A 12,164-nucleotide genomic window follows, 5' to 3' on the forward strand; every position below is an offset into this window, starting at 1 on the left:
TGTTGGGATGGGGATCGGAACGGGGTATTTTGAGTCATCGGCGATCCTGACGTGGATACCAGTTATCAATTTATTTTTTGCATTTGCCATCATTTTTCTGGAACGAAAAAATGTCACTTCGACGTGGGCCTGGCTGTTGGTGTTGGTCGTGCTGCCCGCTGTGGGATTTCTGCTCTACCTGTTGATCGGGCAGAATCTGCGACGGCAAAAGCTGTATCGGGTGCGAGACATCACAGAATCGAGGCTGATCGAAAGCGTACATCTGCAAGCGAACCATCTGCAACATGCTGAAGGTCTAGATGCCTATCGCTCGCTGGTGCACTTGAATCTGGTCAGCAACTACTCGTTTCTGACCCAGGACAATCGGGTGACGATCTTCGCCAGCGGACATGAGAAGTTTGAAAGCTTGCTCCTCGAGATTCGTGAAGCGAAACAACACGTCCATCTGCTCTACTATATGATCAAACGCGACCGCCTGGGGATGAAACTGCTCGATCTGCTGATTCAAAAGGCGCACGAGGGGGTCGAGGTCAAATTGATCTATGATCATGTCGGCTCTGGAGGTCTGTCGCGGCGTCAATTCCGGCGTTTGACCGAAGCGGGCGGGGAAGTCCGCCCCTTTTTTCCTTCACGGATCCCTTACTTGAATTGGCGTATCAACTTTCGAAACCATCGCAAAGTGGCGGTGATCGACGGTCGGGTTGGGTATGTCGGCGGGTTTAACATCGGGGATGAATATTTGGGGTTGGACAAGCGTTTTGGCCATTGGCGCGATACGCACTTGCAGATCATCGGCAGTGCCGTGTACCAGTTGCAGGGCCAGTTTTTTCTCGATTGGTTTGCGGCGGCGCGGGAAGAGGTGCGGTTGGATCAAAAATTTTTTCCGAAATTGGAACCGGCGGGCAAGACTTCGATTCAAGTGGTCGCCAGCGGTCCGAATTCGGAGCTGGAGTACATTCGCAACGGATATCTCAAATTGATCTATGAGGCGAAAGCGAGCATCTGTCTGCAAACGCCCTATTTTATTCCTGATGATGATGTGCTCAACGCGTTGAAGATTGCGGCGTTGTCCGGCGTAGAAGTGCGGCTGATGCTACCGCGCAAGGCCGATCACCGCTTGGTGCAGTGGGCCTCGATGTCCTATCTCGGTGAACTGCTCAAAGTCGGAGTGAGGTGTTTTCTGTATGACCGCGGCTTCCTGCATGCCAAAACGATCGTGGTGGACGGCAAAGTGGGCGTGGTCGGGACGGCGAACATCGACAACCGCAGCTTTCGATTGAATTTTGAAATCAGCGCTTTTCTCTATGATGAACAGCAGGCATCCAAGTTGCAACGCCTGTTCGAAGCCGATCTGGCCGACTGCGTGGAGTTGACGTACGATCTGTACGAACGTCGCTCCCGAGCCGCACGCATCTTAGAATCCCTAGCCAGATTGTTATCGCCGTTGCTATAAGGTGGCAATCCGCGCATTGATAACGTTTCTCAGTCATGCTATACTAAAATCAATGAGAATCGTTATCAATTAAGTGAGGTGATCACCATGGATTGGACGGTCGTGCATGATCTACTGCCTGTGTTCTGCGCATGTGTCTTGGTGTTTGTGGTCTATGGCACCTATCGACACATTTTTACGACACCATAATTAAACCCCCGGCGACGGGGGTTTTGTTTTGCTGTTCGGCAGGCTACGCAGGGCTTTGCAGTTTGCTCCGTTGCTTTTTGACTAAGAACAGGGTAAAGAGGAGTCCGGCGATGCCGAAGACGGTGCAGACGGCAAAGAGCACGCGATATCCGAAGAGCTGTGAAACATAGCCGAGGATGATCGTACCAAGTCCGATGCCGAGGTCTAATGCGGTGAAGAACGATGCGTTGGCCACGCCTTTGCGATCGGCGGGGGCCACGCGGATCATCGCCGACTGCAAGATCGGCTGAGCCGAACCAAAACCGAGGCCGTACAGGATGGCAGTCGCCACGACGCCACCCGTTCCGTGGGCCAGCGACAGCACGATCAGGGAGCAGACTATCAGCGATACGGTCGGGATCAGCACGACCAATTCACCGAAGCGGTCTGACAACTTCCCAGCGATCGGACGGGTGAGCGTCAAAGTGATCGCGTAGACGATGAAGAAAGTGCCGGCGTTGACGTGGATCTCTTCAGCAAACAGCGGAAAAAATGAGGTGATGCCGCCATAGGTGACGGCGAGTAAGAACCCGAGTACCATCATCGGCAATACCGATTTTTCAAACAGGACGATCTTGCCGCCCGTCTTTTGTCGCGCAAACGGCATTTTGGTCAGCAGGGCCAGCACGAAGGCGGCGAGGCCAAGTCCGGTGGTAACGAGAAACAACAGGTGAAACGAACTGTTGTCGAGCACGATCAGCCCGAACATCGGCCCGAGCGCCATGCCGACGGTCATCGACAACCCAAACCAGCCCATGCCTTCACCACGGCGGCGAGGGGGGATGATGTCTGTCACCGCGGTGCCGATCGCAGTGGTGGAGACGGCCCACGAGAGGCCGTGGAAAATGCGCAAGGCGATGAGCGCACCGATCGCAGCTGTCCAGTTGTACAGATACATCGTCAAACCGAACACGAGCAAGCCGATCAAAACGAACGATCTTCGTCCGACTCGGTCGAGCAGTCCACCGATAAACGGTCGGATCACGACGGCAGACAGAGTGAAGATCCCGATCACGATGCCGACCTGCGAAGCGGAAGCGCCCATCTCGCTCACAAATAAGGGCAGGGTCGGAGTGAGAAAATAAAAACTAGTAAACAGCAGTAAATTTGCAATCATCATGCGAACAAAGTTCTGCGTCCATAATCGTTCCATGGGAAGCCTCCAGATAATATTTCTATACACTAAATATATACGAATATATAATAAATCGATAAGAGGGGCAATCATTCAGCCGTAGTGTACCTTGTTGTGTCAGTAATATGCGTTTGTTTCCCGCAGGAGACGGCGTGTAGGACGTGAGGAACGATCGCGGCTACATGCTTGTCTGAAAAAGTGAGGGAATCGAAAGGAGAAGCAGGCGCGCCTCGTTCGATTTGATAAGAATTGGAAGAAGAGGCTGTTGCGGCAGGAGGTTTTTTGATATACTGATGAGACGTTTTTTTGAATTCATAAAGGGGGAAAGTGAATCGGTATGACGATTAAACTCCACCGCGATTATGGTCAGGAATGTACTCGATTGGATGAAACGAAAGATTACATCGAGTACGTCTTGCATGAAAGCGAGCACAACGAGAAGGCGATTCGTGAAAACATCAAAGAGGCGTATGCCAATCTCAACTCGCTCGACGCGTCAGAAGGCTACATCGCCTTGCTGACCAATGTGAAGTTTTTTGAAATGACGCGCGGCAATATCCGCCAGTTGCAGCAAGTGAAGAAGCGGCCATACTTTTGCCGCATCGACGTTCAACCGGACGACACTGACAAGATTCAACCGCTCTACATCGGCAAAGCGTCGCTGTTTCGTCCCGACACGCAGGAGCCTGTCATCGTGGACTGGCGCTCTCCGATCGCCAACGTGTATTACGAAGGCCGCATCGGTGAAGTCAGCTATGAGACGGCAACTGGCACCGAACGGGCAGAATTGCATCTCAAACGCCAGTACACAATCGAAGAGGGCAACCTGCTCGACTACCGCGACATCGACATCACGACGCGCGACGAACTGTTGCAGGAGTCGCTCGGCGGCAGTGCGGACAGCCGATTAAAGGACATCGTCTCCACGATTCAGGAAGAGCAAAACCGCGTCATCCGCGCCGACATGCACCGCCCGATGATCGTCCAAGGGGCGGCGGGCAGCGGCAAAACCACCATCGCCTTACACCGCATCGCGTATCTCATCTACACCTACGGAGACCGCTTCAATCCCGACCAATTCATGATCTTAGCCCCGCACCAACTGTTCCTGAAATACATCGCCGACGTCCTGCCCGAGCTTGGCGTGGAGGCCGTTCGCCAGACCACGTACCTCGATTTTGTGCAGGAGAACATCGGCAAAAAGCTCAAACTCACCGACCCGAACCTGCGCCTGTTTCACTTTTTGGAAGGTGGCGACGATCTGGAGCAACTGCGCTTCATCTCGCGCTTTAAAGGCTCGGCCACCTGCAAACAGCTGATCGACCGCTACCTGGATCGCGTGACGCTGCGGTTGCTGCCGCAAGACAACTGCATGCTAGGCAAGCGCGTGATTGCAACGGCGGAGGAGATCGCGAAATTTTTGCGCGAAGACTATGTGCACCTGCCGATCTACAAGCGAGTCGAAAAGGTCAAAAAGATCTTGCAAGACCGCTTGAAGGTGAAAAAGAAACAGTTGCAAAAAGACATCCTCGACCATTATGACGAGCGCTTGGAAGTCGCGCTCGCCATGCAAAATCCGGTCCAGCGCAAAGCGAAAGTCATCAAGTTGATGGACGATAAAGAAGCGCTGTTGAAAAAGATGGAAGCGGACGCCAAGACGTTGGTCAAAACGTATATGGCGCAGTTTTCCAAGCTGGATTTGGCGGCGCACTATCGCGAGTTTTGGCAGGACGAGGTGTTGCTAAGCACTGCGATGTCGGAGCTGGAACTGCGCGGTGTGCAGGAGCACTCGCTGGCACTGCTCGGGAAGAAACGGATGGAATTGGAGGACACGGCCGCCCTGCTTTACTTGCAGCATAAGCTGTTCGGGTTGCTGACCGAAGTCAAAGTGCGCAACCTTGTGATCGACGAAGCACAGGATTACAGCATCTTCCAACTGTTGGCCCTCAAAGAGGTGCTCGGCTCGGAGATGTTCACGATCTTGGGTGACCTGTCACAAGGGATTCACTCCTATCGCGGCGTGGAGAGTTGGGAGAGCGTGCTGGAGACCGTGTTTCCGAACGGGAACTGTCAGTTCCTCGTGCTGGAGCAAAGCTATCGGACGACGGTGGAGATCATGACGCTCGCCAACCGCGTGATCGTCCATTCCAAGACGCCCAATCTGGTGCTTGCCAAACCTGTGGTACGTCATGGGGAGGAGCCGAAGCAAAGCGTGTTCGCCACCGAGCAGGAACTGATCGCTCAGGTGCTGGCCGACTCGGAGCGCTACAGAGCGGAAGGGCTCAATTCGCTTGCGGTGATCGGCAAAACGATGGCCGAGTGCAAGCGGATCAAGCACTGGATCGACCATTTTGACACGGGACTTTCCGTCACGGTGCTCGATGAGAAAGAGGACTACTCCGGCCATGATCTGGTCATCGTGCCGTCATATGTGGTCAAAGGGTTGGAATTTGACGGGGTGTTTATCGTCAATCTGGAAGAGGAGTACACGACCGAGGAGTTGGATGTGAAGCTCCTGTATGTGGCGATGACGCGTCCTTTGCACCGTCTGGCCGTCTACTCGATGGAAGGAAAAACGCAACTGCTGGATCTTATCTGATAGAGGGACTGTGTTGTGTGATCGCAATCAGTTCTGAAAAAGCCTCCGACGTGTCGGAGGCTTTTTCACGATATGGGGATGGAAAGGCTGCCAACCGATGGCAGCCTTTTGTTCTGATCAATTCGTTTGTTTCAAATCGCTCAACCGACTTTTGCTCATCGCCAGGATAAAGACAAAGGCTAACACGGCGGCCAACACCGTCCACAAGAAGGTCGTAGCGATCGAAGCGGAGAGCGCATCGGTGATCTTTTCCAAAATCGGGGCGGGGATCTCCACACGCTTTTCCGGAGAGAGGATCGTTCGCGGGTCGGCCGTTCCGCCGGGCGCTTGGCCCATGCCGGAGAACGTCTCTTCCAACTTGGTGGTGAACGCATTGCGCTGAATGATCCCAAAGATCGAAATGCCGAGCGTCATCCCGAGGGTCCGCAAGAAGGAGTTGGTGGATGTCGCCTGCCCGCGTTGGCGGAAGTCCATGCCGTGCACCGCAGCGGCAGGCAACACGGAGAAGGACATCCCGACGCCAAGCCCGGTCAGCACCATGAAGACGCTGAGCATCAGGTTGGACAGATCGGGTGTCACCGTGGACAGCAGGTAGGAGCCACCGATGAACAAAATGCCGGAGATGATCATCACGTTGCGGTAGGACATCTTCCCTGTGATCATACCGCCAATCGAGGCGGCGACGACAGATCCGATCGTCATCGGGAGCAGGATCAGGCCGGAGTTGGTCGCCGACCCGCCCAAGACACCTTGCACGAAGATCGGGATGTAGATCGTCGCCACGATGAAGGCCGCGCCGTAGAGCACGCCGATCATGTTCGACGTGAAGAAAAGGCGATTTTTGAACATCGAGAAGTTGATGACCGGCTCGGCCACTTTGCGTTCGATGAGCAGGAAGGCGATCAGCAGGACGGCAAATCCGGCGAACAGTGTGAGGATCTGCGCAGAACCCCATGCGTATTGGTTGCCGCCAAGCTCAAGGCCGAACATCAGACAGATCACAGCACCGACCAGCGTCATCGAGCCGAAGTAGTCGATTTTTTGTTTCGAGTGCTCGACCGATTCTTTGTAATAGAAGATGATCAAGAACAAGGCGATGATGCCGATCGGCACGTTGACATAAAAAATCCAGTGCCAGGAGAAGCCTTCGGTGATCCAAGCGCCGAGCAGCGGTCCGAAGATGCTCGATGTGCCAAAGACGGCGCCGAACAGTCCGGTCATCTTGCCGCGTTGCTCCGGTGGGAACAGGTCAAAGATGATCGTGAAGGCGATCGGCATCAAGGCACCGCCGCCGATGCCTTGAATCGCTCGGAAGACGGCGAGTTGTGTCATCGTCTGTGCGATCCCGCAAAGCACCGAACCGATCAAGAAGACGATCAGGCCAAAAATAAAAAATCGTTTGCGCCCGTACATGTCGGACAGCTTGCCAAAGATCGGCATGCCGGCCATCGAGGCGACGAGATAGGCGGAGGTGACCCAGACGAACTGTTCCAAACCGCCGAGGTCACCGACGATCGTGCCCATCGCGGTCGCCACAATCGTGTTGTCCATCGCAGCCATCAGAATGCCAAGCAACAGTCCTGCTACGACAAAGCCCATTTTATTTTCTCTTGTTACCATCAGATCATGACCTCGCCCTTCGAATGGTATGTATAGACTGGTTCATTTTTCCGGATGTTTCATTATATCCTTTGGAAAGATGTCCCTGCAACTTTCCTAGGCGTGGCACTGCTACCTTTTTACTGGTATCCTAGTAGACAAGAACACGTACGTGAACAACAGGAGGTACCAGACCTTGACAAATAGAATTCGCACGGCCGGACTGGCCGCTGTACTCATCGCCACCTTAGCCCTAAGCGGTTGTGATCCGCTGACGGCGCAGACCAAAGTGCCGACCAATCCGGTCGCTCAGCAACCGAACCAGACCGAATCGCCTACTCAAGAACCGCAGAAAGATCCACAACAGACAGAGCAGCCAGGCCAAACTGACCCGACCCCGCCGCAGGAGCCGAGCAAAGCGACGGCCGGAGCGCCGGGCAGCATCTCCGTGCTGGTCAACAAGCAGCTCGGGTTGCCTGACGATTTCCAGCCCTCCAACCTCGTCGATGATCCCGACTTGCACTTCCTTTCTGGCGGGGGCGGGGAAAAGCGCCTGATGCGCGGCGAAGTTGCCAACGCTCTCAAGCAGATGTTTGCCGCTTCGGAAAAAGAGGGCATCTACTTGAGCGTCGCGTCCGCTTATCGTTCGCATGCGACGCAGACGCAACTGTTCAACTACTACGTCTCGACGCAAGGGGAAACGGAAGCGCGCCGCTACAGCGCTGTGCCAGGCCATAGCGAGCATGAGACGGGACTTGCTGTCGATGTCTCCGGCCGCGATGGCGCCTGTGCGGTCGAAGATTGCTTTGCCGATACGAAGGAAGCGAAATGGATCGCGAAAAACGCCGTGAAGTTCGGCTTCATCATCCGTTATCCGAAAGGCAAAGAAGCGGTGACCGGGTATGCGTATGAACCGTGGCACTTGCGCTACGTCGGTCAAGACCTGGCCGCTGCGATCACGGCGAAGAATGTGACGATGGAAGAGTATTTTAACGTGAAGTAAAGCATGAAGAAAGCCGACATCTGCTCTTGACAGATGCCGGCTTTCTTTATTTTTGTCAGATGATGCGTTAGGGACTCTCATGTCCGATGGCCAGCTCTTCTGTTTTGCATGTGCTCGATCGTGGTGAGGTTGTCGTGTGTCAAAAAATCAATGTGACCGACGCACTGTCCCCCGTTGTATCTGTACGGTGGTCAATAGTAACGATTTAAACTTCGAGAGAATAACGATTTTTGAGCGCATGAAAAAGCGGAGGCGCTATTGCGCCACCGCTCGACTTGTATTCAGGAAGAGGCTGTGCTAAAATAAAAGATGGTCACCAAGAATTTACTATTATAAAATAATTACCCAATAATATCTTACCACAAAACTCCAAACAATGTCAACCTTTAGACAAAGAGAAGGAGCGGATCGCATGAGTATTACGGAGCAAGAGTGGAAAAAAGAACAGAAGCGCGTCGATCTTGTAAGGCGCGAGGTAAAAAAGCGGACGGAGCAACTGCAAGCGCAAGTGGGCACTGTCAAAGCTGACATTGTGGAGATTCGTAAAAATTTCTGGGATGATGTGAAGGTCAATTTTGAAAATGCGATCGAAGCGGCTGAGACGGTGGCGAGCATGAGACAGCAGTCGGAGGTGCTCGGGGAGCGCGAACGCCTGCATCGCCACGCACAGAAGGAAATGAAAAGTCTGTACCGTCTCGAGCAAACCCCCTATTTCGGTCGCATCGATTTTGTCGAACCGGGTGAACCGTTGCAACAGATCTATTTGGGCACAGCCTCTTTTCTCGATGAGAACGACGAGCATTTTTACGTATATGACTGGCGGGCCCCCGTCTCCAGCCTTTATTATGATTACTCGCCCGGCCCGGCCGAATATGAGACGCCCGGGGGCACAGTAGAAGGCACGATGGAGTTGAAGCGTCAGTTCATCATCCGCGACGGCGAGATCGAAAGTCTGTTCGATACAGGTGTGACGATCGGGGACGAATTGCTCCAGCAAGTGCTTGGACGCCATTCGGATGCGCAGATGAAAAGCATCGTCGCCACCATTCAAAAGGAGCAAAATCGGATCATCCGTAATGTGCGCAATCGCTTGCTCGTCGTGCAAGGGGCGGCGGGGAGCGGCAAGACGTCGGCGGCGCTACAGCGTATTGCCTATCTGCTCTATCGTGATCGGGCTTGGTTGAGTGCTGAGCAGATCGTGCTGTTTTCTCCGAATGACATGTTCAACAGCTACGTCGCCACCGTTTTGCCAGAGCTTGGGGAAGAGAACATGCAGCAGGCGACCTTTCAAGAGTATCTTGAGCGCCGCTTGGGTCGAGTGTTCGATCTGGAAGACCCATTTTTGCAGATGGAGTACGTGCTGACCGCGATGAACGAGCCAGGGTATGCGGCGCGGATCGCAGGCATTCAGTATAAAGCGTCCGTTCCGTTCATGCGGCTGTTGGAACAGTACGCCAATCGGTTGGGGCAGGAAGGCTTGATTTTTAAAGGCTTGAAGTTTCGCGGGGAACCGTTGCTGTCGGCTGCGCGGATGCGGGAGCAGTTCGCCACGTATGATCCTGGCATGTCGATTCCTAACCGCTTGCGTCTGCTCAGCGAGTGGCTGTTGAGCGAACTGAACGAGTTGGCGCTCGCACAGACCGATCAGGATTGGGTGGAAGAAGAGATTGAACTGCTCGACAACGAAGAATATCTTCAAGCCTATCAGAAGTTGCGCAGACAGAAGCGCTTTCGGGAAAATACGTTTGACGATTTTGACCGCGAGCGCAAAATGCTTGGCGAAATGCTGGTGCAGAAGCGGTTCAAACCGCTGCGCAACGGGATCAAGCGCTTGAAATATGTGGATGTTCCGGCGATGTATCGGCAGTTGTTCGCCGACCCCAAGCGGGCGGTCAGTCTGGGGGCGGAACTGCCCGCGATGTTTGCCGAATTTGCCGAGCAGACGGTGGAAAAGATGTTGCAAGGTGAGCTGTTCTACGAGGATGCGACACCGTATCTTTATTTGAAAGAACTGCTCGAAGGGGTGGAGATGAACACGCAGGTGCGGCATGTGTTTGTCGATGAGGCGCAGGACTATTCACCGTTTCAGTTCGCCTTTTTGAAGCGCCTGTTTCCACACGCGAAGATGACGGTGCTCGGCGATCTGAATCAGGCGATTTATGCGCACGCCGAAAAAGCGGACGGATTCGGCCCGCTGGCCGCTCTGTATCCGGCGGAGGAGTCGGAGTTGATCGTGCTGAAGCAAAGCTACCGTTCGACCCGACAGATCGTCGATTTTACGCGCAAAATGATGCCGGGTGGGGAGGAGATCGTCCCGTTCAACCGCGAAGGGGAGGAGCCGACGATCACCAGAGCGGAAAACACCGCCGATCTGATCGCGAAGATCATCGACCGCATTCGCAATTTGCAGGCGGATCAACACCGCACGCTTGCGGTGATCTGCAAGACGGCGGAGGAAAGCCGCGCTGCCTATGAACGGCTGAAAGATGCGCTCGACGTGAAATTGATCAGCAAGGAGACGGTGCATTTTGAACCCGGGCTGGTCGTGATTCCGGCCTATCTGGCAAAAGGCGTGGAGTTCGATGCGGTGATTCTGTATAACGCTTCGCAGGATCAATACGGACGGGAAAGCGAACGCAGGCTGTTTTACACGGCCTGCACGCGGGCGATGCATGAGCTACACCTGTATTATCTGGGCGAGCAAAGCCCGTTTTTGGAGTCTTGATTTGAAGTCTTGAGCAGACCGACCTCTGATTGAACATATCCCTGTCAAGTAGACAGCGGGTAAAAAGCCACCCTATGAATTAGGCACAGACCTGAGTTCGGTATTCTACTGGGCTCAGGTCATTTAATTTCCGTTGTATTCTTTGCTGGTTGTAAAATCGAATGTAGCTAGCCACAGCGTTCATCACCTCTGCCTTGGTGCGAAACTTGTTGAGATACATGAGTTCCGACTTCAGATGACCAAAGAAGTTCTCTACGCAGGCATTATCCAAGCAGTTTCCTTTTCTGGACATACTCTGCGCTATGTTGTATGTTTGAAGCAACTTGTTATATTGGTGAGATGTGTACTGGAACCCCTGATCACTGTGAAGAAGGGTGTCGGTCACATCTCTTTTTTTATTGGCGAGCTTGACGGTATCAAGAACCAGTTTAAGATCGTTCCGCTCTCCGATGCGGTAGGCGACAATTTCGTTGTTAAACATGTCGTAGATGACCGACAGAAATAGCCTCTGTCCATTGAAAAGCAGGTAGGTGATATCTGTCGCCCATTTTTCATTTGGCCGCGAGGCCTTAAAGTTTCGGTTCAATGAGTTTGGTGCTGTATAATTCTCTGATTTCTTGCCAAACCAGCGTTTCTTCTTCCTTGCAACGCACTGGATACCTAGTTCTTTCATAAGCCGGTACACACGTTTGTGATTGATCTTGAGATTGTGTTTTCGACGTAGCCAAGCACGAACACGATAGTAACCGTAGGTTCCTCGGACTGCTTTATGACATTGCAAAATAAGTTTTTTGAGCTGCCGCTCCTCCTTTTGTTTGGATGTAATCATTTGTCGACGTTGAACCCATTTGTAATACCCACTCCGTGATACTCCTGCGGTTTCACACAACAGTGACGTTGAATAGCTACCAGTAAGATCTTGGATGACTTGGTAGCACTGACGAATCTTCGCTTTACCTCTCACCTCCTTTGCAAAAGCAACAGCTTTTTTAAAAAGTCGTTCTCCGCTCTCAACTTTTGCACTTCTTGTTCGAGCGTAAGCTTTTTCGTTCTCGGACGACCAGTGAACGGTGTTCTCGTCTTTCCTCTGCGCTCCTCTAAGCCCTCCGCCCCAAGCGTTTTGTAGTTTTTGACCCACTTCCTTACCATGCTGTGGTCGGGGATCTGCAGCTCACTTGCGACCGATTTATAACCCATTCCTTTTTCCAAATACATCTTTACCGCAATGAACTTGAATTCTCGTGAATACGTTTTTCGTTTCCGCGCTGTCTTTTCCAAAAGAAAATCCCCCTTGTGTAGTAACAGTAAGGGGGCTTGCTTCCTACTGTCTACACAAAAGGGATTATCTCAGATCGCAATCAGGGGTCTTTTTTTGTTGTATGAACGTTTGGGCTCCGTTCGATCGAGGATAAATTCTCAAAT

At 53.0% G+C, this 12,164-nt stretch carries 7 protein-coding genes and 1 pseudogene; 4 read left to right on the top strand and 4 right to left on the bottom strand.

Features of this window, described 5'->3' with window-relative positions; genetic code table 11:
* Positions 1-7 precede the first annotated feature (7 nt).
* Positions 8-1,453: a cardiolipin synthase gene (gene cls / locus CIG75_RS03055; protein WP_094235319.1), complete on the top strand. Its 1,446-nt coding sequence runs from the start codon at positions 8-10 to the stop codon at positions 1,451-1,453.
* A 232-nt stretch (positions 1,454-1,685) separates the two neighbouring features.
* Here the strand turns inward: cls and CIG75_RS03060 are convergent, their stop codons facing one another.
* Positions 1,686-2,834, bottom strand: a complete 1,149-nt coding sequence (locus tag CIG75_RS03060; protein ID WP_094235320.1) for an MFS transporter — start codon at positions 2,832-2,834, stop codon at positions 1,686-1,688.
* Positions 2,835-3,153: 319 nt separating this feature from the next.
* On the opposite strand from CIG75_RS03060, the gene helD (CIG75_RS03065) reads away from it, so the two are divergent.
* Positions 3,154-5,415, top strand: coding sequence for an RNA polymerase recycling motor HelD (helD, locus tag CIG75_RS03065; RefSeq protein ID WP_094235321.1), 2,262 nt, complete (start codon positions 3,154-3,156; stop codon positions 5,413-5,415).
* 117 nt (positions 5,416-5,532) lie between these two features.
* On the opposite strand, the gene CIG75_RS03070 is transcribed toward helD (CIG75_RS03065), so the two are convergent.
* Positions 5,533-7,035, bottom strand: coding sequence for an MDR family MFS transporter (locus CIG75_RS03070; RefSeq protein ID WP_094235322.1), 1,503 nt, complete (start codon positions 7,033-7,035; stop codon positions 5,533-5,535).
* Between the two features lie 175 nt (positions 7,036-7,210).
* On the opposite strand from CIG75_RS03070, the gene CIG75_RS03075 reads away from it, so the two are divergent.
* Together CIG75_RS03075 and helD (CIG75_RS03080) are read left to right on the top strand one after the other, a co-directional pair.
* On the top strand, positions 7,211-8,017 hold the full coding sequence (locus tag CIG75_RS03075) for a M15 family metallopeptidase (RefSeq protein WP_227874335.1): 807 nt from the start codon (positions 7,211-7,213) through the stop codon (positions 8,015-8,017).
* Between the two features lie 412 nt (positions 8,018-8,429).
* A complete protein-coding gene (gene helD, locus CIG75_RS03080) occupies positions 8,430-10,742 on the top strand; it encodes an RNA polymerase recycling motor HelD (protein WP_094235324.1) in 2,313 nt (770 codons plus the stop codon).
* A gap of 79 nt (positions 10,743-10,821) precedes the next feature.
* Here helD (CIG75_RS03080) and CIG75_RS03085 read toward each other — a convergent pair.
* Together CIG75_RS03085 and CIG75_RS21115 are read right to left on the bottom strand one after the other, a co-directional pair.
* A pseudogene (locus CIG75_RS03085) lies at positions 10,822-11,748 on the bottom strand (IS3 family transposase); the annotation flags it as partial.
* A complete protein-coding gene (locus CIG75_RS21115) occupies positions 11,703-11,957 on the bottom strand; it encodes a helix-turn-helix domain-containing protein (protein ID WP_265415075.1) in 255 nt (84 codons plus the stop codon). The pseudogene CIG75_RS03085 and the gene CIG75_RS21115, both read right to left, overlap by 46 nt.
* Positions 11,958-12,164: the final 207 nt, after the last annotated feature.

The sequence above is a fragment of the Tumebacillus algifaecis genome (assembly GCF_002243515.1).
Classification (GTDB): Bacteria; Bacillota; Bacilli; order Tumebacillales; family Tumebacillaceae; genus Tumebacillus_A; species Tumebacillus_A algifaecis.

Excerpts from the sequence above, each read along its gene's own strand:
- CIG75_RS03070 (WP_094235322.1), bottom strand. The coding sequence starts at position 7,035 with ATGGTAACAAGAGAAAATAAAATGGGCTTTGTCGTAGCAGGACTGTTG.
- CIG75_RS21115 (WP_265415075.1), bottom strand. The coding sequence starts at position 11,957 with ATGTATTTGGAAAAAGGAATGGGTTATAAATCGGTCGCAAGTGAGCTG.
- helD (WP_094235321.1), top strand. The coding sequence starts at position 3,154 with ATGACGATTAAACTCCACCGCGATTATGGTCAGGAATGTACTCGATTG.
- cls (WP_094235319.1), top strand. The coding sequence starts at position 8 with ATGGGGATCGGAACGGGGTATTTTGAGTCATCGGCGATCCTGACGTGG.
- CIG75_RS03060 (WP_094235320.1), bottom strand. The coding sequence starts at position 2,834 with ATGGAACGATTATGGACGCAGAACTTTGTTCGCATGATGATTGCAAAT.
- helD (WP_094235324.1), top strand. The coding sequence starts at position 8,430 with ATGAGTATTACGGAGCAAGAGTGGAAAAAAGAACAGAAGCGCGTCGAT.